At 67.4% G+C, this 19,996-nt stretch carries 20 protein-coding genes and 1 riboswitch; of the genes, 13 read left to right on the forward strand and 7 right to left on the reverse strand.

Going from position 1 to position 19,996, the window contains the following annotated elements; translation table 11 throughout:
- Nucleotides 1-41: 41 nt before the first annotated feature.
- The 3 genes from IT40_RS28445 to IT40_RS28450 form a co-directional block, all read right to left on the reverse strand.
- Nucleotides 42-773 (reverse strand): hypothetical protein, encoded by a 732-nt coding sequence (locus tag IT40_RS28445; RefSeq protein WP_147307289.1) that lies wholly within the window; start codon nt 771-773, stop codon nt 42-44.
- The gene (locus tag IT40_RS07435; protein WP_036752582.1) at nt 773-2,068 is read right to left on the reverse strand and encodes a tyrosine-type recombinase/integrase; all 1,296 of its coding nucleotides are present in this window, start codon (nt 2,066-2,068) and stop codon (nt 773-775) included. Before IT40_RS07435 ends, IT40_RS28445 begins: the two co-directional genes overlap by 1 nt.
- Before the next feature lie 260 nt (nt 2,069-2,328).
- On the reverse strand, nt 2,329-2,469 hold the full coding sequence (locus tag IT40_RS28450) for a hypothetical protein (protein WP_157034065.1): 141 nt from the start codon (nt 2,467-2,469) through the stop codon (nt 2,329-2,331).
- 186 nt (nt 2,470-2,655) lie between these two features.
- Here IT40_RS28450 and IT40_RS26655 point away from each other — a divergent pair, with 186 nt between their 5' ends.
- Entirely contained in the window at nt 2,656-3,339 is a 684-nt protein-coding gene (locus IT40_RS26655) for a sulfotransferase family protein (protein ID WP_052095784.1), read from the forward strand.
- Between the two features lie 99 nt (nt 3,340-3,438).
- Here the strand turns inward: IT40_RS26655 and IT40_RS07445 are convergent, their stop codons facing one another.
- Nucleotides 3,439-4,713 carry an OmpP1/FadL family transporter gene (locus IT40_RS07445; RefSeq protein WP_166436107.1) on the reverse strand — a complete coding sequence of 425 codons (1,275 nt, stop codon included), beginning with the start codon at nt 4,711-4,713 and terminating at the stop codon, nt 3,439-3,441.
- Nucleotides 4,714-5,022: 309 nt separating this feature from the next.
- Between IT40_RS07445 and IT40_RS07450 the strand changes: the two genes are divergently transcribed.
- The 7 genes from IT40_RS07450 to IT40_RS07480 all read left to right on the forward strand — a co-directional run bounded on the left by IT40_RS07450 (nt 5,023) and on the right by IT40_RS07480 (nt 12,003).
- Nucleotides 5,023-5,838, forward strand: coding sequence for a DUF3100 domain-containing protein (locus IT40_RS07450; protein ID WP_036752587.1), 816 nt, complete (start codon nt 5,023-5,025; stop codon nt 5,836-5,838).
- A 4-nt stretch (nt 5,839-5,842) separates the two neighbouring features.
- The gene (locus IT40_RS07455) at nt 5,843-6,340 is read left to right on the forward strand and encodes a hypothetical protein (protein WP_036752590.1); all 498 of its coding nucleotides are present in this window, start codon (nt 5,843-5,845) and stop codon (nt 6,338-6,340) included.
- Nucleotides 6,340-7,494, forward strand: coding sequence for a M20 aminoacylase family protein (locus IT40_RS07460; RefSeq protein WP_036752593.1), 1,155 nt, complete (start codon nt 6,340-6,342; stop codon nt 7,492-7,494). The genes IT40_RS07455 and IT40_RS07460 overlap by 1 nt, the downstream gene beginning before the upstream one ends.
- A 35-nt stretch (nt 7,495-7,529) precedes the next feature.
- A complete protein-coding gene (locus IT40_RS07465; RefSeq protein WP_208021336.1) occupies nt 7,530-8,462 on the forward strand; it encodes a LysR family transcriptional regulator in 933 nt (310 codons plus the stop codon).
- 63 nt (nt 8,463-8,525) lie between these two features.
- Nucleotides 8,526-9,389 (forward strand): NAD(P)-dependent oxidoreductase, encoded by an 864-nt coding sequence (locus IT40_RS07470; RefSeq protein ID WP_036752599.1) that lies wholly within the window; start codon nt 8,526-8,528, stop codon nt 9,387-9,389.
- Between the two features lie 10 nt (nt 9,390-9,399).
- Nucleotides 9,400-10,944 carry an aldehyde dehydrogenase family protein gene (locus tag IT40_RS07475; RefSeq protein WP_036752602.1) on the forward strand — a complete coding sequence of 515 codons (1,545 nt, stop codon included), beginning with the start codon at nt 9,400-9,402 and terminating at the stop codon, nt 10,942-10,944.
- A 165-nt stretch (nt 10,945-11,109) separates the two neighbouring features.
- Nucleotides 11,110-12,003, forward strand: a complete 894-nt coding sequence (locus IT40_RS07480; protein ID WP_243700192.1) for a VOC family protein — start codon at nt 11,110-11,112, stop codon at nt 12,001-12,003.
- Between the two features lie 72 nt (nt 12,004-12,075).
- Here IT40_RS07480 and IT40_RS07485 read toward each other — a convergent pair whose 3' ends face one another.
- The 3 genes from IT40_RS07485 to IT40_RS27405 form a co-directional block, all read right to left on the reverse strand.
- Complete coding sequence (locus tag IT40_RS07485; RefSeq protein WP_036752605.1) at nt 12,076-12,255, reverse strand: hypothetical protein; 180 nt, start codon at nt 12,253-12,255, stop codon at nt 12,076-12,078.
- A 304-nt stretch (nt 12,256-12,559) separates the two neighbouring features.
- Nucleotides 12,560-12,736, reverse strand: coding sequence for a hypothetical protein (locus IT40_RS28455; RefSeq protein WP_157034066.1), 177 nt, complete (start codon nt 12,734-12,736; stop codon nt 12,560-12,562).
- A gap of 137 nt (nt 12,737-12,873) precedes the next feature.
- Entirely contained in the window at nt 12,874-13,188 is a 315-nt protein-coding gene (locus IT40_RS27405) for a 2Fe-2S iron-sulfur cluster-binding protein (protein ID WP_243700191.1), read from the reverse strand.
- Between the two features lie 385 nt (nt 13,189-13,573).
- Here IT40_RS27405 and IT40_RS07495 point away from each other — a divergent pair, with 385 nt between their 5' ends.
- From IT40_RS07495 to IT40_RS07515, 5 genes are all read left to right on the forward strand, one after another.
- Nucleotides 13,574-14,986 carry a circularly permuted type 2 ATP-grasp protein gene (locus IT40_RS07495; protein ID WP_036752615.1) on the forward strand — a complete coding sequence of 471 codons (1,413 nt, stop codon included), beginning with the start codon at nt 13,574-13,576 and terminating at the stop codon, nt 14,984-14,986.
- Nucleotides 14,987-15,000: 14 nt separating this feature from the next.
- Nucleotides 15,001-15,960 carry an alpha-E domain-containing protein gene (locus tag IT40_RS07500; RefSeq protein ID WP_036752618.1) on the forward strand — a complete coding sequence of 320 codons (960 nt, stop codon included), beginning with the start codon at nt 15,001-15,003 and terminating at the stop codon, nt 15,958-15,960.
- A 12-nt stretch (nt 15,961-15,972) separates the two neighbouring features.
- Nucleotides 15,973-16,779: a transglutaminase family protein gene (locus tag IT40_RS07505; protein WP_036752622.1), complete on the forward strand. Its 807-nt coding sequence runs from the start codon at nt 15,973-15,975 to the stop codon at nt 16,777-16,779.
- Between the two features lie 66 nt (nt 16,780-16,845).
- Complete coding sequence (locus tag IT40_RS07510) at nt 16,846-17,571, forward strand: proteasome-type protease (RefSeq protein WP_036752624.1); 726 nt, start codon at nt 16,846-16,848, stop codon at nt 17,569-17,571.
- A gap of 262 nt (nt 17,572-17,833) precedes the next feature.
- A riboswitch (cobalamin riboswitch) is annotated at nt 17,834-18,046 on the forward strand.
- 200 nt (nt 18,047-18,246) lie between these two features.
- Nucleotides 18,247-19,992 carry a ribonucleoside triphosphate reductase gene (locus IT40_RS07515; protein ID WP_036752626.1) on the forward strand — a complete coding sequence of 582 codons (1,746 nt, stop codon included), beginning with the start codon at nt 18,247-18,249 and terminating at the stop codon, nt 19,990-19,992.
- The last annotated feature ends 4 nt before the right edge of the window (nt 19,993-19,996 follow it).

The following is a 19,996-nucleotide window of genomic DNA, read 5'->3' on the forward strand; positions in this document are numbered from 1 at the left end:
CAATCAGTAGTGATTGGGATCAATCTGATGGCGCTTATTGCTTATTGCTCCCGGCGTTTAATCGAGAAACCTCGGAAGTCCTTCGTCGTCTTGGGCAGCCCGTCCAAGCGGCGGCGCACCCGGTCGGAGTGAATATCAACGCAATCTTGCAGTGTTTCTCCGCGCCAAGGCAATTGGCCTAACCGCAGATAGGTCCGGGCGACGGTAGGGATTTGTTCGGATATGGCGTCCCGGTCGCCTTCCTTGCCCGGTGCAACTAACGCAACGGCATCCCGCAAAAGCATGGAGTCCCACAGCGCCAACTTATCATCACCCGACGCAGCGGGCGGGCGTCCCTTCACGCCCTTGCGGCGCGCAGCCTCAGCGATTTCTTTGAGGATGAGGGCGCATTGCCGGGCAGCGTTACGCCTCACTTCTTCGTCGTGCAGATCAAGGTTTGCTCGCACACTTTCTGCCTCGTTGGCGGAAACGCTCTTCACATGGGCAAGCGTCCAGTGAACGCCTCCCGAAAAACACGCTTCGGCAAGGGCATTTTCCATCAGCTTTTGTGCGCGAAGGGTATATTCGCCGACGCGACCATTCGGCAAATTCGCGCGATGCTGATATACAGCCCCCTCGGCAACCCGCGCAAAGGATATGGCGGTCATTTGTTGAAAGGGGGAGTCGGGTTCGACTGTTGCACCGGCTGCGTATGCTTCGATAACTTCAAGGAAGGATAGCGGGTCTATATCCGATAGAAGGAATTGGTTTGGGGGCTTCTTCCCTTTCGCCATCAGCGGTCTAACCTCACAACTTTAGCCCCGGCCCGGTCATTGCCGGTCAGGAAATCCGCCCAAGCCGCCATCATCGCGCGGCGCTTTCCTACCATGTCTCCGCGCCGATACGACGCCTCGACCGCGTTCCCGACCTTATGGGCAAGCGCGACCTCGGCCATATCGCCGGGGAAATGGGTTTCCTCTGCAATCCAGTCCCGGAAGGTCGAGCGCAGGCCATGGGGCACCGCAGGGCGCTTACTGGCCCTGTCGATGAAACCGAGGCCGTCCTCGGCCAGATCAGCAGCATGTAGCCGCTTCATGGTGGCGCTCAGCGTCATGTCGGACATTTCCCCACCACGGGGAGCCGGGAACACCAGCGGGTTACCCGCGAACCTGGGAAGCGCCTTGAGCAGAACCACGGCGTCCTTGGTCAGCGGCACCCGATGCTCTCGATCCATCTTCATACGTTCGGCCGGGATGATCCACATCGCCGCCGCCAAGTCGATTTCGTCCCAGCGCGCGCCCCGCACCTCCTGCGACCGGGCCGCGGTCAGAGCGGCAAATTCGAGCGCACGGCTTCCCATGCCTTCCCGCTTCCGAAGTGCAGCGAACCAGCGGGGCGCGTCTGCGATCTGCACCGCAGGGTGATTTCCCTCCTTCGCGACCTTGGAGGGCGCAGGCAGCAACTCTTTCAGATTGCCGGCCCAGCGTGCCGGATTGTCGCCCACACGGTGCCCGGCCACCGTCGCCCACGAAAGAACCGCCTCGATTCGCCCGCGCAGGCGCGATGCCGTTTCGGTTTTGGTCGACCAGATCGGCTGCAACACGCGCAGCACGTCCTGCACGGTGATATCCTGAACCAACAGCGCCCCCAGGCCAGGAATGGCGTAGCTCTTGAGCGTATTGCCCCATTGCTGCTTGTGCTTCTCGTTCTTGAAGGCGTCCAGTTTCGCTGCAAGATACTGGTCGACGGCATCCGCAAACGTCAGGCCCCGAAGCTGCGCAGCCACAAGGGCCGCCTTCGCCGCTTTCCTTTCTTCGACCGGATCAATTCCGTTTCGGATCTTGTCCTTTGCTTCGCGCGCGCGCTCTCGGGCCATTGCAAGGGACACCTCCGGGAAGCCGCCCAGCCCGATTTCCCGGCGCCTGGCGCCGACCATCGCCCGAAGCAGCCATGTGCGGCCACCTGCGGGCGTGATCTGCAACAGCAGCCCAGAGATGCCGCCGACCGCGAACGTGGCATTGCCCCCTTTGCCGGGGTGCTGCAATCTTTTCACCTCAAGCGGCGAAAGCTCTTTGGCGAGACGCGGCACTCAAAGCCCTCCATCATACCCGCCATCATTGTTGCTGCCGTCCACTACCAAATGCAACTGCATACTACTAGGGTGGCAGGTATTTCCTATGAATCCTTGGTTTAATGGCTTCCAATTGCTACCGCGATGCCCTGACTAGTGGCGGGCACCCTCTCCGCCACTTCCCTTTGATATTGCTTGGTAATTTCAGATTCGGGCGAATACGCCCGCCGGACGGATTTCCCGGTCGGCCACCCCGAGCCAGCGATGCCTGGGCAAGGTCAGAAGGGCCGGTAGACCGCGATCAGCGCCGCCATCACCCAAAGCGCCACCGCCGCAGCCATGCCGCCGAACCCAAAGGCCAGCAGACGCGCGGCTCCCCTGCGGTCGAGGCCGACAAGGAACGCGGCAAGCGCGGTCATGGACAGAAAAAGCGTCGCTCCCATGCCGGCAAGTTTAGCGCGCCGGCCCCGCCGGCGGCAGCCGCGGGCAAATCGCACGGCCCGTTCCTGCCCAAACCGCCTGGGCGGATGCGCAAGATCTTGCCCGCACTGGCAGCGCCGGGCCTGATGCATTAATGGTCCCGAAGCAGGATTTTCCAGGACGCCATGGCCGACGACCCCCTCATCCTCAGGCAGATTTCCGAAGGGCGCGACCGCACGAGGGCCTATCTGCACATCGGCAAGACCGGCGGGACGACCTTCCGGACGGCCGCCGAAAGGGTGGCTGCGGCCGAGCCGTTCCGCGTCCCGCTGATCTTTCATCACGACTGGACCGTCCCCAGGATCAGGGCGGCGTTTCCCGGAATCAGGATATCCTTCGTGCTGCGCGACCCGCTGGAACGCATCGTCAGCGGGTTCATGTCGCGCCTGCGGCAGGGGCGCCCGACCTACCAGAGCCCCTGGACCGTCGAGGAAGCCACCGCCTTCCTGCATTTCCGCGACGCGCGCGCCTATCTCGACGCCATATTGTCGGGCGGGGAATACGAAATGTCCGCCGTCGATTTCGCCACCCGGTCGATCGCCCATATCCGGCGCGGCTATCGCTTTCACATCCCGAACACCGCCACCGCATCGAAATGGCTCGGCTCCGTCGGAACCCTGGCGAGCCTGGAGGGCTTTGCGCAAAAGCTTCTTGGCGGCCCGGTGGAGCTGGGGCATGCGCATGTCAACCCGGTCCCGGCCAGGGACATCCTGAAACACTACGGGGCGGACGAACTCGACCGGCTGCGGCGGCATTTTGCGGATGAATACCAGGTGTTCAACGAAATGATACAGGCGGCCGAGCCCTGAGAGGGGATCGGCGCCGCCGCGCGCGATGCGGCCGCCATGGGGTTTTTCCGAAGCGGACCAGGCAAGGGGCGCCCCCGGCAGGGGCGCCCCCCAAGGCGGCTAGAAATCCCAGCTGATGCCCATGGAGACCTCGTCCTGCTCCATGAACAGGGTGGTCTGCTGGCCCAGGCCCGGCGTCCGGTTGGCGCCGGACTTCGATTCGCGGAAGGCATGGGTGTAGCTGCCGGTCAGCGTGGCCCGCTCGCCCAGCCTGTAGCTATACCCGATCGAGGCATGCCAGCGCGGCGTCGCCGGGGCCATGATGTTCAGCAGCACCTCGTCGCCCTGGTCGATGAAGCTCGAGGCATGGCTGATGCCGCCGCGAAGCGTCAGCCTGTCGTTCACCCTTTGGGCGGCGGCGACGCGGACGACGTCCATGTCCTTCCAGCCGAAACCGGGGCCGCCGGCGCTGCCAAGGGGCGCGGCCAGCATCGCCCCGCTATTGGCCAGCGAGGGGACCGAGCCATAGAAGATGCGCTGATATTCGGCGGTCAGCGTCAGGCCGGGGCGGTCGGCCGGGCGGAAGGCGACGCCCAGCGTCGCCATCGCCGGGATGTCGAATTCGCCGCCATCGGCGAAAAGGCCCGCATAATCCTCGAAGGGCTGCATGTCGATGCGGCTGCGCCAGGACGCGCCCAGGGTCCATTGGCTGTCCACCTGGTAAAGCACGCCCAGCGACACCCCCAGGCCGGTCGACCAATCGTCGCCGCCATGGGTCACGGCGCCGGGCGCGGCGGACATGCCGGCAAAGGCCCCCAGCCCCGTTGCGCTGAACCGCTGCACCGCAAGCACCGGCCCCAGGCCTACCGAGAGCCGCGGGGTCAGCTTGCGGGAATAGTTCAGGCTGATGAAGGCCTGCTCCAGATTGATCCCCAGCGGATCGGTGGACGCAGACGGGTCAAGGGCGGCAAAGGGGTTGGTGCCGTATTCCACGTTCATGCCGCCATTGCCGAACATGAAGACGGCGACCGAGCTCTGCTCGTCCAGCTTGTAGTTGAACCCGCCGCAGGGGATCCAGAAAAGGCTGTTGCCGCTGGTCTGGCTGCCGGGCGCCAGCGGCCCGCCGGGGGCGATGCTGAAGCCGCGCTCGGGCCCAAAGCCGGTCAGGCAAATCCCCGCCTGGGTCGGCAACGCGGTGCCCGTGGCGGGGTTCTGGGCCAGGCCCAGAATGCCGGTGGGTATCGCGACCCCCGCCCCGGCCATCCCCTTCGAGGTGCCGCCATAGCCATTGGCGAAATAGCCGTTCGTGGCCTCGGCCGCAGTGGCGCCAAGGATTGCCGTCAGCATCGCGCCTCCGGCCAGTGCCGCAAGGCGGCCTGGTTCTGTTCCGTTCATTCGTTCCTCCCTGATCCGGGGCCTCCCCGCCCCGCTTGCCCCTGCGGCCCCCGCTCTCCCTTCGGGAACGACAGAAGATGCATACATTCGTATGTAAAGATATTGCCATGCGTCAAGCGAATGTCGCGAAGGACGCGCACCAAGGCCGCGCAGGGCGCAAGACGGCAAGGCCCGCCGGCGCTGGCCCGTCCCGGCCGGGGGGCTTTCGTTGCTGTCCGGGCAACGCGATGTTCCAGTTCCCGGACTGGTCGATCCCGCACCAAGATTTCATAGTCCGTCGAAAAACCGCCACAACAGAGAGGAAATCCCATGCGGGACACCCCTGCCTTCAGCCCCGGAACCTGGGCGCTGCACGCGACCGTGCTTGTCATCGTCTGCATCGCCGAGGCGATCGGCGTGCTGAGGCTGCCCATCGGCATCGCCGCCATCATCCTGCTGCCGATGCTTTATGCCTTCGCCATGGGCATCGTGCTGAACCCGAACATCACGCGCGCGACCGGACGGCTGCTGACCCCCGGCGTGCAGAAGTTCGCGGGCGGCATGATCACCATCGCCATCACCCCCTTCGTCGCCAAGTTCGGCACGACGGTCGGCCCCCAGATCCAGGCCATCATCGACGCCGGCCCCGCCCTGGTCCTGCAAGAGATCGGCAACCTCGGCACCATCGTCATCGCCTTCCCGGTCGCCGTCTTCCTGCTGCGGATGGGGCGCGAGACCATCGGCGCGGTCTATTCCATCGACCGCGAGCCGAACCTCGCCCTGATCGCCGAGAAATACGGCCTCGACAGCCCCGAGGGCGCGGGCGTCATGGGCGTCTATGCCACCGGCACGCTGATCGGCACCTTCGTCTTTGCCATCATGCCGCCCCTGATCCATGCGCTTGGCGTCTTCGACGTCCGGGCGCTGGCCATGTCCTGCGGCGTCGGCTCGGGGTCCATGCTGGCGGCCTGCACCGGCGCGCTGGTCAATGTCATCCCCGAGCAGAAGGATCTGATCCTGGGCCTGGCGGGCGCCTCGAACGTGCTGACCTATGCCACCGGGCTTTATGTCGGCATGTTCGTCGCCCTGCCCTTGACCGAATGGCTGTTCCGCAAGGCCCGGCCCGAGCTTTACAACCAGGGATGAGATCATGAGCAAGACCGCTGAAAACCTGCCCCTGGGCAACGAGGAACTGGACGAGCGCCGGATTCGCATCGGCGAAACCGCGATCCTGCTGCTGATCGCCTGCGTCATCGGCACGATTGCGAACTATGTCTCGACCGGCACCGGCGCGTTCGAGGCGCTGCCGGGGATGGCCTTCCTGTATCTCTGCTCGGTCGTCGGGCTGATGCTGGCCCGCTTCGTGCCCTTCTACCTGCCGGCCGTCGCCTGGGTGTCGCTGATCGCCATCGTCGCCACGATCCCCGGCGTTCCCGGTTCGGACTGGGTGGTGCGGCAGGCCGACAAGATCAACTTCCTGTCGCTGGCCACGCCCGCCCTGGCCTATGGCGGGCTGGCGCTGTCGGCCAAGGAATTCGCCATCGCCAGAAGCTCGGGCTGGAAGATCGTCATCGTCGCCATTTGCGTCATGCTGGGCACCTATATGGGCTCGGTGGTGATCGCCGACCTGACGCTGAGGCTCTTCTGATGCGCGATCTGCCGGCAGAGGTGGTGGCCGATGCGGTCGCATGGCGCAGGCAGCTGCATCGCAACCCCGAGCTGGGGTTCCAGGAGCATGAGACCGCCGGTTTCATCGCGGCGAAGCTGGCGGAATTCGGCTATGAGGTCCGGCGCGGCATCGGCCGGACCGGGGTGGTCGGCAGCTTGGCGAAAGGCAGCGGCAATCGCGCCATCGGCATCCGCGCCGACATCGACGCCCTGCCGATCGCCGAGGCCAGCGGCGTCGAATGGGCCTCGGGCAATCCCGGCCGGGCGCATGCCTGCGGCCATGACGGCCATACGGCGGTGGCGCTGGCCGCCGCCCGCCTGCTGGCCGGCATGCCGTTCGAGGGCACGCTCCGCTTCATCTTCCAGCCGGCCGAGGAGAACGAGGGCGGCGGGCGGGCCATGGTCGAGGACGGGCTGTTCAGCGACTGCCCGGTCGATGCGGTCTATGCGCTGCACAACTGGCCCGGCCTGCCGCTCGGCACGCTGGTCGCGCGCGACCGCGAGATGATGGCGGCCTTCGGCACCTTCGAGATCCGCCTTCTGGGCCAGGGCGCGCATGGCGCCATGCCGCATGAGGGGGCGGATACGCTGCTGGCCGCCGCGCATCTGGTGGTGGCGCTGCAATCCGTCGCGGCGCGCAACGTCAGCCCGCTGGACAGCGCGGTCGTGTCGGTGACGCAGATCCATGGCGGCGACGCCTGGAACGTGCTGCCCGAGACGGCCGTCATCCGCGGCACCACCCGCTGGTTCGATCCGGCCGTCGGCGACCTGATCGAGGCGCGGCTGCGCAAGCTGGCCGCATCGGTGGCCGAGGGTTTCGGCTGCACGGCCGGGATCGACTATGAAAGGCGCTATCCCTCGACCCTCAACACGCCCGAGAACGCCGCCCTGGTGCGGAAGGTCGCGGCGGCGGGCGGGCTTTCGGTCGTCGATGCCCCGCCCAGCATGGCGGCCGAGGATTTCGCCTTCATGCTGAACCAGGTGCCGGGCTGCTATTTCTGGATGGGGTCCGCCCGCGAGACCGGCGACAATCCGGGCCTGCATTCGCCGCGCTTCGATTTCAACGATGCGCTGATCCCGCCTGCCGTCGGCTTCTGGCTGGACCTGGCGCTGGCAGAGCTGCGCGCGCCTTGACTCGCGAGACGGACGGTCATCATCGTGAGGCGATGATGACCCTCGACCGCCGCGACATCCGCATCTATCTGGCCGTGCATCGCTATGGCTCGATCCGCGCCGCCAGCGACCAGCTTGGGCTGGCGCCCTCGGTCGTGTCGCGCCAGATCGCCGACCTCGAGGCGCAGCTGGGCGTTACGCTGTTCGAGCGCAGCTCGAAAGGCGTGCGCCTGACCGATGCCGGGAACCTGGTGCTGGAACATGCCCGCCATGTCGTCGAGGAGGCGGGCTTCCTTCAGGAACAGCTGGCCGACCTGCGCGGCATCCAGCAGCGCAACATCCGCATCCATTGCGGCGAGGGATTCCTGGCGGATTTCATCCGAAACGGCCTGGCCGGATTCGTGTCGCACAGCCCGCATGTGCGCTATGAGCTGCTGATCGGCTCGACGGACACGGTGGTCGCGGCGCTGGCCAATGGCGAAAGCGACATCGGCATCGCCTACAACCCGCCGGTGACGGGATCGGTGCGCAGCATCGTTTCGGCCAGCCACCCGCTTTGCGTGGTGATGCCGCCCGGCCATGCCCTGGCCGGCCTGCCGCAGGTCCGGCTGGCCGATTGCCTGGCCTTTCCCCTGGCGCTGCTGCCCAGGGGGCACGGCACCACCGACCTGCTGGCGCGGGTCGCCTCGGACAGCGGGCTTGCGCTGGCGCCGCAGCTGATGACCACCTCGATCGACGCGCTGCGCCGCTTCGTGACCGCGGGGCTGGGGCTTGCCTTCCTGCCCCGCGCCTCGGTCGCCATGGACCTGGCCGAGGGCGCGGCGGTGGTGCGCGAACTGGCCGACCTGGCGCTTCTGGGGGCGACGGCGCATCTGATGGTGCGGGCGCGGCGGCGGCTGCCGGCCTCGGTCGCGCAACTGGCCGGACATCTGGAACGCAGCATGGCCAGCTTTGCCGATGTTGCGCAGGGGGCAACACCTCGTTCGTGATCCGACCGCTAGCGCCGGCACCCCGGTTGCGGGAATTGTCGGGCATCAACAGGAGAGGATCACATGACAGAAACATCCACCGTCGGCGTCGTGGGCCTGGGCGCGATGGGCCTTGGCATGGCGGCCTCGGCCGTCCGGGCCGGTTTCCGCACCCTGGGGTTCGACCTGTCCCCCGAGCGGTCCGAACAGGCCCGCGCCGCGGGCGTGGAGCCGGCGGGCGATCTGGCCCAGGTCTTTGCGGCCGATCACGTCGTCTTTTCCCTGCCCACGGCGCGCGATGTCGAAGGGGTCATCGACCAGGTCTCGGGGGTGCTCCAGGGCCGGCCGCGGATCGTCGTCATCGACACCTCGACCTCGGAACCCGCGGTGTCGCGGGCGCTGGCGGCACGACTGGCCGCCATGGGGCACGGCTTCCTGGACGCCCCGGTCTCGGGCGGGCCGGCGAGGGCGGCCAAGGGGGCGCTGACCATGATGATCGGCGGTTCCGCCGCCGACCTGGCCGATGCCCGGCCCGTCATCGACGCATTGTCGGCCAAGGCGATCCATGTCGGCGACAGCGGCGCGGGCAATGTGGCCAAGCTGGTCAACAACCTGCTTTGCGCCGCCCATATGCTGACCACGGCCGAGGGGCTGCGCCTGGCCGAGGCGGCGGGCATCCCCGCGCAATCGGTGCTGGAGGTGCTGAACGCCGCGTCCGGCAGGTCCATGCTCAGCGAGGTGCATTTCCCCAACTGGGTGATGAACGGCGCCTTCGACAGCGGCTTCACCATGGCGCTGATGCAAAAGGACGTGCGGCTGGCGCGGCAGCTGGCCGAAGAATGCGGCGCCCGGCTGCCGCTGACCGAAAAGGCCGCGCAGCTTTGGGCCGATGCGCCCTACCAGGGCAGCGACGATTTTACCCGCATGGGCGATTTCCGGGCGAAATGAGGTAAGGGACATGAACGTGACGACAATCGACGCCGCCGAACAGGCCGACCGGATCCTGGCGCTCTATCGCGAGATCTTTCCGGGCGCCGACATCGGCAGCCTGGTCGGCGGAAAGATCCTGCCCGGCTCGGGCGCGCAGCTGGAGCTGACCGACCCGGCCTCGGGCCAGGTCTTCGCGCGCTATGCCGATGCCGGCGCGGCCGAGATCGACGCCGCCATGTCGGCGGCGGCCCAGGCGCAGCGCGAATGGATGGCGATGCCCGCCGCCGCGCGCGGCCGGATCATGTGGGCCATCGCCGACCGGATCCGCGCCCACGCCCCGCTGATCGCCGAGATCGAAAGCCGCTCGGCCGGGCGCCCGATCCGCGACATCCGCGGCGAGGCGCTGCGCGTGGCCGAGATGTTCGAATATTACGCCGGCTGGTGCGACAAGCTTTACGGCGACGTGATCCCGGTGCCCTCCAGCCACCTGAACTATACCCGGCACGAGCCGATCGGCGTGGTCATGCAGATCACCCCCTGGAACGCACCGCTGTTCACCGGCGGCTGGCAGATCGCGCCCGCCATCTGCGCCGGCAACGGCGTGGTGATCAAGCCCTCGGAACTGACGCCGCTGTCCACGCTGATCCTGGGCCGGATGTGCGAGTTGGGCGGCGCGCCGCGCGGGCTGGTCAACGTCATCGCCGGGGCCGGGCCGACGGCGGGACAGGCCGGCGTCACCCATCCCCGGACGGGGCTGGTGGTCTTTGTCGGCTCGGCGCAGGCGGGCTCGGCCATCGCCGCGGCGGCGGCGCGGAACACCGTGCCCTGCGTGCTGGAACTGGGCGGCAAGTCGGCCAATATCGTCTTTCCCGATGCCGACCTGCCGCGCGCGGTCATCGGCGCCCAGGCGGCGATCTTTGCCGGCGCAGGGCAAAGCTGTGTCGCGGGCTCGCGCCTGCTGGTGCATCGCAGCATCAAGGACCGTTTCGTCGCGGCCTATGCCGAGGCGGCGGAACGGATCGCCTTGGGCCATCCCCTCGACGAGGCGACGCATGTCGGCCCGATCAACAACCGCCGGCAGTGGCAGAAGATCGCCGAGATGGTCGGCGCCGGCGTGGCCGAGGGCGCCCGCCTCGCCGCCGGCGGCGGCCGGCCGGCATCGCTCGAGGCAACCGGCGGCTTCTACTTCGCCCCGACGATCCTCGACGACGTGTCCCCGCAGATGAGCGTGGCGCGCGAGGAAATCTTCGGCCCCGTCGTCTCGGTCCTGGGTTTCGAGACCGAGGAAGAGGCCGTCGCCCTGGCCAACGACAACCCCTATGGCCTGGCGGGCGCGGTCTGGACCGCGGACGTGGGCCGGGCGCATCGCATGGCGGCGGCTGTCCGCGCCGGCACCTTCTGGGTGAACGGCTACAAGACGATCAACGTCTGCTCGCCCTTTGGCGGGTTCGGGCGCTCGGGCTATGGCCGCTCGTCGGGGCAAGAGGCGCTGCTGGCCTATACCCAGACGAAAAGCATCTGGGTCGAGACCGCGGCCGAACCGCCGGTAAGCTTCGGCTACGCGCCCGGCTGATCGCGGGAAGCGGTCCGTGACCGGGGGATCGGTCGCAACCCGCACCGATCCCACGCGCATCCCGCAGTGGTCGCCCGACCCATGCGGCGCGGTTTGACCGCGCCCATTCCCCGCGACTATGCTGCGTTCCGGCCCGCCCCTGGGCATTTTCCTGCGGGAGTCTGCATGATCCGTTCGCTGGGCATCGATCACGCGCTCGTTTGCGTGAACGACATCGTCGCGGTGCGCGACAGCTACCTGCGGCTTGGCTTTCTCAGCCGCGGCTTCAGCCAGCATCCCTGGGGCACCAGCACGACGGTGCTGATCTTCAGGGACCAGCTTTTCGAGATCGTCGGCATCGGCGACCCCGCGCTGCTGGATGGCCATGAGGCCGGCGGCTTTCGCTTCGGCCGCCATGTCGAGGCCCATCTGGCGCAACGCGAGGGCGTCTGCCTGACCGCGCTCAACTCCGCCGATGCCGCCGCCGACGCGGAGGCGCTGGGGCGGCGGGGCGTGACCGTCACCGGCACCATCGACTTCGGCCGCGCCGTCACCCGCTCGGACGGAACCCCGGACCGGACGCGGACGCAGCTGAAGATCCTGGCAAACGACCGGCATCCGCGGCTTTCGCTGTTCGCATGCCAGCAGTTCCGCCGCGATCTCATCGAATATCCCGAATGGATGGATCACCCGAACGGCGTCACCGGAATTGCCGGGCTGACGGTGGTCGCCGATCCCGAAGACACCGCCGCGGTCGTCGACTGGTTCGAGCGCATCCATGCCGCAAAGGCGGAAAGGCTGGACCCCCGGACCTTGCGGATCGCCACCGCCAGGGGCGGCTGGACCGTGACCGACCGCGCCGGGTTCATCGCGCGGCACGGCACCATCCCGAACATGCTGGCCGATGCGACCCTGCCAAGCGTCGCGGCCATCGACCTGGTGACCGCCCGGCCTGCCGATGTTGCAGAGAAGGCGGCAGCGGCCGGCCTGGAGGCGCATTGGATCGACGACGCGCTGGTGCTGCCGCAGGCCGACCGGCTCGGCGGCGTCGTCCTGAGGTTCGGCCGCTTCGGGACGTGACGGCCGGCTGCGGAAGCCGCTGGCGGGAACCCTATCGGCAGGCCGGCGGGCGGGCCAGCGCCGCCGCTCCGGTCAATGCGGCAAGGCGCAGGAAGGACAGCGCGGCAAGCCCCCCGCCAGGCCCATGGGCAGCAAGACCGCGCGGAAATCGGCCAGCGCCGCCCCGGCGCCGCGACCGCCCGACAGCTGCGACAACCGGATCACCCCGACCGAACAGGCGACTGTCAGGACCATCGCGACCCGCTGGGTCATCGCCGGAAATGTCATCGCGGACGGACGGTCGTCCCGCCCGATCTTTCATCATCGCCCTTGATCCCGGATCATCGGCGGCACGGACGCCCTGCCCCATATCGAGCGCCTAGCCGCAGCCATCGAGGCGCAGCCGCACGCCCGCATCCCCGGATCAAGGCGCATCGCCCTGCGCCAGGCCGCCGCCGCCAAAGGCATCGACCTGCCCGAGGCGCTGCTGTCCCGGATCGAATGACGGCCCCGCGCAAGGCTCCGCCAAGGGGCCATGCGATCATCAGCACGTTGCGACGGCCGGGCCGGGGGCGCTTCAGCTGGCTCCCTGCCCGCTGAACGCCACGCCCGGCAAGGCGGCCTTGCGCCTGAGCGTCTCCAGCACCGCCGACCCGCCGCGCTGCCCAAAGCCATCCGCCCGCGACATCGCATGGACCGGGAAGGCCGCGGCGCCGACGCCCAAGGGCAGGTTCAGGCTGGCGGCATAGATCAAGGCAAGGTCCAGATCCTTGGCCGCCCGCGCCAGGCCGAACTGGAGCGAAATATCCCGCCGAGGATCTTGCAGTCATAGGCCCCGGACCGGAACCCCTTGCCTGCCGCATTCGATCGCCCTCGGCAACGGGGCCGGGCTCATCCGTTCCCCGCCCGTCCGGCTGGGCTGATGGCCGCCGCCAGATCCTCGATCACCGGCAGCTTCCGCAGTGGACCGATCTGCAGCCCGCCATCCGCCAGCACGCGCTTGGCATGCGGGCAGCAGGTCCGGTGCGGCCGGCCGTCGACCATCCCGCACATGCCGAGGCGGCAGGCAGAGCGACAGGTCAGGGACGGATCAACGGTCCGCTGGATCCCGCTGACAACGTCGAGCACGGTCTGCTTGCCACGACGCCCCGGTCCACCAGACCCGCGCCAGACCGAAACCTCCATCGTCGTTGCATTCTCGCTCACGGCGCAGCCGACGGCTTACCTTTTGAACCCGCCGTATGTCCGCGGGTGAAAGGATTGCACGCCCGTCGAGGATTTGCGCTGCCGCTGACAGCCAGATAGCCCGACCGACTCAGATGCGGGCGGCCGGGGGGTGAGAGCGGGGCATCGGCTTCCACGCCGTTTGCGCCGCCTGGGCGCGCTGCCCGCAAATCCGGCAGGGACGATGCGGCCCCATCGCGGGGCTTTCCGGCGCTTTCGGCGGGCGAGGTTCGCTTTCTGCCTATTATTCCGCCAGAAAATGCCCGACGCTCGTCAAATCCTGATTTCGCTTTGGCCGCAGGCGGCCCGGCTGTGGACAGTGCCCGCCCAGATGCGAAGATCATGGGCAGAGGCAAGGGTGGCGGCGATGACGATGTATTACAATGAAATGGTCGATGGCGGCCGGGTCCGCGAACCCTATGCCATGCTCTCGGACTGGATCGAGGCCATGCCTGCCGAGATCCGCCAGATGAAGCAAGCCGAGGCCGAGGCGCTGTTCCGCCGCATCGGCATCACCTTCGCGGTCTATGGCGAGGGCGGCGACCCGGACCGGCTGATCCCCTTCGACATGATGCCCAGGGTGTTCCTGCAAAGCGAATGGCGCCGGCTGGAACGCGGCATCAAGCAGCGGGCGCGGGCGCTCAACGCCTTTCTGCGCGACGTCTATGGCCGGGGCGAGATCGTGCGCGCCGGCCGCATCCCCGCCCGGCTGGTCTATCAGAACGCGGCCTATGAAAAGGCGGTGGTCGGCTTCGTGCCGCCGCGCGGGGTGTTTTCGCATATCGTCGGCATCGACATCGTCCGCACCGGCCGGGACGAGTTCTACGTGCTCGAGGACAATTGCCGCACCCCCTCGGGCGTCAGCTACATGCTGGAGAATCGCGAGATCATGATGCGCATGTTCCCGGCGCTGTTTCGCAACAATTGCATCGAGCCGGTGGACCAGTATCCCGAGCTGCTGCGCCGCACGCTCGCCTCGGTCGCGCCGGCGAAATGCGACGGACCGCCGACCGTGGTGATCCTGACGCCCGGCCATTACAACAGCGCCTATTACGAACACAGCTTCCTTGCGAACCTGATGGGCATCGAGCTGGTCGAGGGCAGCGACCTGTTCGTCGATGGCGGCTTCGTCTACATGCGCACCACCCAGGGGCCGAAGCGGGTGGACGTGATCTATCGCCGCATCGACGACCAGTTCCTCGATCCCTTGTGCTTCCGGCGCGATTCCATGCTGGGCGTGCCGGGCTTGATGGATGTCTATCGCTCGGGCGGGGTCTCGATCGCCTCGGCGCCGGGCGCGGGCGTGGCCGACGACAAGGCGGTCTATACCTTCGTCCCCGAGATGATCCGCTTCTACCTGGGCGAAGAGCCGATCCTGCGCAACGTCCAGACCTGGACGCTGTGGAAGGACGAGGATTACCGCTATGTCATGGCCAACCTCAAGGATCTGGTGGTCAAGGAGGTGCATGGCTCGGGCGGCTACGGCATGCTGATCGGCCCCTGCGCGACCCAGGCCGAGATCGAGGCCTTTGCCCTGCGCATCCAGGCCGACCCCGGCAATTACATCGCCCAGCCGGTGCTGGCACTGTCCACCAGCCCGACCTTTGTCGACGAGGGGGTGGCGCCGCGCCACGTCGACCTGCGGCCCTTCTGCCTCTGCGGCGACCGGATCGAGCTGGTGCCGGGCGGGCTGACGCGCGTGGCGCTGCGCGAGGGCTCGCTGGTGGTGAACTCGTCGCAGGGCGGGGGCGTCAAGGACACCTGGATCCTGTCGGAATAATGGGAGGGTCAGCCATGCTCAGCCGCACCGCCGCCAACCTGTTCTGGATGGGCCGCCACCTGGAACGCGCCGAAACCGCCGCCCGCCTGCTGGACGTGGGCGCGCGCATCACCCTGCTGCCCAATACCGCCGAGGGCTATCGCAACGAATGGGAATCGCTGCTGCGCGCCTCGGGGGCGCAGGCCGCCTTTGCCGAGCGCTACGGCGACGAGATCACCCAGGAGAACATCGAAAGCTGGCTGTTCTTCGACCATGCCAACCCGGCCTCGGTCGCCTCCTGCATCGAGCGGGCGCGCGAGGGCGGGCGGATCGTGCGCACGGCGCTGACCAGCCAGGTCTGGGATGCGCTGAACATGGCCTATCAGGAGCTGCGGGCGCTGGAGCGGCAGCCGCGCGCCCGGCTTGATACCGCCATGCTGACCGATTTCACCACCCGGCACGGCTCGACCGTGCGCGGCGCGATCAATGCGACCCAGCTGCGCAACGACGGCTGGCATTTCGTCAACCTGGGCTATTCGCTGGAACGCGCCGACGCGACCGCGCGGCTGCTGGACGTGAAGTATTTCGTGCTGCTGCCGCGGGTGGAGTTCGTGGGCTCGGGCCTCGACAACTATCAATGGCAGGTGATCCTGCGCGCGCTTTCGGCGCATCGGGCCTTCCACTGGGCCTATGGCGGCGAGGTGACGGCCGGCAAGGTGGCGGATTTCCTGATCCTGAACGGCGAGAGCCCGCGGTCGCTGCTGACCTCGCTTTACGAGGCGGTCTGGCATCTGGACGGCCTGGTGCGCCGCTATGGCGCCGAGGTGCCGGCCAGCGCCTCGGGCCGCGCGCATGAGACGCTGGAGCAGCTGATGGCGCGCGACATCGAGGCGATCTTCGACGAAGGGCTGCACGAGTTCCTGTCCTGGTTCATCAACGAGCTGGCCAGCATCTCGAACGCCGTGCATGACGATTACCTGAGCGGGCGGATGTAGGGGGCAGATGCCATGCGGCTGAAGATCATCCATGAAACCAGCTATTTCTACGATCCGCCGGCGCAGGGGCTGGTGCAGAGCCTGCGCCTGACCCCCTCGGTCCACCAGGGGCAGCGGGTCTCGGGCTGGACCATCTCGGTCTCGGGCGGCCAGCGCGGCGCGAGCTTCCGCGACGGCGCCGGCGACTGGATCGAGGGCTGGACCGTGCGCGGCCCGGTGCAGGAGGTCGTGGTCTCGATCGCCGGCCAGGTCGAGACGCGGGACACCGCCGGCGTGCTGCGCGACCATCGCGAGACCGTGCATCCGCTGGTCTACATGCGTCCGACCGCCGTGACAGGGACCGATCCGGGGCTATGCGAGCTTGCCCGTTCCGTGCAGGGCGAGGATGCGCTGGACCTGGCCCACCGGCTGGCCGAGGCGGTATCGGCCGCCATCGCCTACGTCCCCGGCGTGACCGAGTCGCACACCACCGCCGCCGAGGCGCTGGCGCTCGGCCAGGGCGTCTGCCAGGACCATGCCCATGCGCTGATCGCCTGCGCCCGCGAACGCGGTATGCCGGCGCGCTATGTCTCGGGCTATCTGCATTCCAACGCCGGGGGCGAGCCGCATGACGCCGCCCATGCCTGGGCCGAGGTCCATGTCGGCGCCTTGGGCTGGGTCGGCTTCGATGCGGCCAATGCCTGCTGTCCCGACGACCGCTATGTCCGGCTGGGTTCGGGTCTGGATGCGGATGACGCGGCGCCGGTGCGCGGCACCACCTTCGGCACGGGCGAGGAAAGCCTGGACGTGCGGGTGCAGGTCGAGGAGATGGAGCAGTAGCCCTGCCTGTTGCGCCGGGCGCGGGGCGGTCGTATCCCTCGGGGGATTTTGTGCCATGGAACGGTCATGACCTATTGCGTCGGCTTGAAGCTCAACGAGGGGCTCGTCCTGCTCTCGGACACCCGGACCAATGCCGGGCTGGACAACATATCGACCTATCGCAAGATGTTCTTCTTCGAGCAGCCGGGCGAGCGGGTGATCGCGATCATGACCGCCGGCAGCCTGTCGCTGACCCAGACCACCATCGCCCGCCTGCAAGAGGCCATCGAACTGCCCGAGGCCGATGAAGAGACCTCGATCATGCGCGCGTCCACCATGCTGCAGGTGGCGACGATCATCGGCCGGACGCTGAACCGCACCCGGCGCGAGATCGTGGACCAGTGCCGCGACCTGAACCAGCAGGCCAGCGCCAGCATGATCGTCGGCGGCCAGCGCGCCGGCGGCGAGATGCGGCTGTTCCTGATCTATCCCGAGGGCAATTTCATCGAGGCGACCGAGGACACCCCCTTCCTGCAGATCGGCGAGCACAAATACGGCAAGCCCATCCTCGACCGGGTGGTGACGCCCCAGACCTCGCTGGCCGATGCGCAAAAGGCGGTGCTGCTGTCGATGGATTCGACGCTGCGCTCGAACCTGTCGGTGGGGATGCCGCTGGACCTGGCGGTGATCCGCAAGGACGACTGCCGGGTCAGCCACAAGCGCCGCATCCTGGAAGGCGACCCGGCCTTCATGGCCATGTCCGCCGCCTGGTCCGCGGCGCTGCGCGACAGCTTCGTCAAGGTGACGATCTAGCGCCCCTGTCAGCCAGGCTGGCAAAGGCCCATGGCTGGCCGTTCCTGCCCAAGGTCATTCCGGTGCCGGCCCTGCCTGGCCATGGGCACAAAGGCCGGGGGGACGATCCGAAGGTCCACGAAGCGCAATCCCGCAACCAGCCCGCCCAGTGCCGTGCCCCGGATCAGGATAGGGCTTCGTGGTCCCTGCCCAGGCGGCCGGACTATCCTGCACAAAATGTCGCAGGCCAGCACAACATCTTGACGAATACGGCGTCATCATCCCTATATGTAGGCATCACGGTTCTTTCGGGTCGATCCGGCCCGAAAGCGAAGAGGGAAGCCGGTGCGCCTTTCGGGGCAAGGCCGGCGCTGCCCCCGCAACTGTAAGCAGCGAGCCTGCGCCGGATCACGCCACTGGTGCCGCACGGCATTGGGAAGGCCGGCAAGGGCAGCGACCTGCGAGCCAGGAGACCTGCCGTGATGATGACGATGAACCACGGGCGGGGTGTCCCGGCGGTGCGCCTGGCAATGCGGCCTTGTCGCCGCAGGGCTCCATGCGTCCTGGCCTGCCCCGCCCCCAGCAGCACGGGGAACAGATGCGGCCATCCTTCACCACCAGACCTGCCAAGGCCGGCGCCGCCGTCCGCAGCACCGCAAGGGCGGCAGCAAGCCGCAGGCAAGGGAGGGCGCGTTGATGCCGGCGCCGCTTACGCCCCCGCCCATCGCGCCGGCAAGGGATGTCGCCGTCGATGTCGCCTCGTCGGTCAACGAATACCTGGACCGCGCCGATTGGCGGGTGAATGCCAACGCCAACCAGGACTATTCGCTCGGCGGGCTGATCCTGAACGTCTCGGGCAAGGTGGTGGCCAATTACTGGCTGTCGCATGTCTATCCGCCCGCCGTGGGCGAGGCGCATCGCCGGGGCGACCTGCATATCCACGACCTCGACATGCTGGCCGGCTATTGCGCCGGCTGGTCGCTGCGCACCTTGCTGACCGAGGGGTTCAACGGCGTCCCCGGCAAGGTCGAGGCCGGGCCGCCGAAGCGCCTGTCCAGCGCCATCGGCCAGATCGTGAACTTCCTAGGCACGCTGCAGAACGAATGGGCCGGCGCGCAGGCCTTCAGTTCCTTCGACACCTATATGGCCCCCTTCATCCGCAAGGATGGGCTGGGCTATGCCGAGGTGCGGCAGGCCATGCAGGAGCTGATCTTCAACCTCAACGTCCCCTCGCGCTGGGGCACGCAGACCCCGTTCACCAACCTGACCTTCGACTGGGTCTGCCCCGAGGATCTGCGCGACCAGGTGCCGGTCATCGGCGGTCAGCCGATGGGTTTCACCTATGGCGCCTTGCAGGCCGAGATGGACATGATCAACCGCGCCTATATCGAGGTAATGGCGCGCGGCGACGAAAAGGGCCGGGTCTTCACCTTTCCGATCCCGACCTACAACATCACGCCGGATTTTCCCTGGGCCAGCGAGAACGCCAAGCTGCTGTTCGCGATGACGGCGAAATACGGCCTGCCCTATTTCCAGAACTTCCTGAACTCGGACCTCAAGCCGAACATGGTGCGGTCCATGTGCTGCCGGCTGCAACTCGACCTGACCGAGCTGCTGAAACGCGGCAACGGGCTGTTCGGCAGCGCCGAGCAGACCGGCTCGCTGGGCGTCGTCACCGTCAACTGCGCGCGGCTGGGTCATCTGCACAAGGGCGACGAGGCCGGGCTGCTGCAACGCCTGGACGAATTGCTCGACCTGGGCCGCGACAGCCTGGAGATCAAGCGCCGGGTGATCCAGCGGCTGATGGACGACGGGCTGTTTCCCTATAGCCGGCGCTACCTGGGCACGCTGCGCAACCATTTCTCGACCCTGGGCGTCAACGGCATCAACGAGATGATCCGCAACTTCACCGACGATGCGCATGACATCACCACCGAATGGGGACATGGCTTCGCGCTGCGGCTGCTCGACCATCTGCGGGCGCGCATCACCGCCTTCCAGGAACAGACCGGACATCTCTATAACCTGGAGGCGACGCCGGCAGAGGGCACCACCTATCGCTTCGCCAAGGAGGACCGCAGGCGTTTTCCCGGCATCCTCCAGGCCGGCACCGAACACGAGCCCTATTACACCAATTCGAGCCAGCTGCCTGTCGGCTTTACCGACGACCCGTTCGAGGCGCTGGAACGGCAAGAGGCGCTGCAGCGCAAATACACCGGCGGCACCGTGCTGCATCTCTACATGGGCACGCAGCTGTCCTCGGCCGAGGCCTGCCGCAAGCTGGTGCGCCGGGCGCTGGAGAATTTCGGCCTGCCCTATATCACCGTCACGCCGACATTCTCGGTCTGCCCCAGGCATGGCCATATCGCGGGCGAACACGCGTTCTGCCCGCGCTGCGACGAAGAGCTTATCGCGAAAAAGCGGCAATCGGCCGCGCATTGAGGAA

Source organism: Paracoccus versutus, from assembly GCF_000763885.1.
Classification (GTDB): Bacteria; Pseudomonadota; Alphaproteobacteria; order Rhodobacterales; family Rhodobacteraceae; genus Paracoccus; species Paracoccus versutus.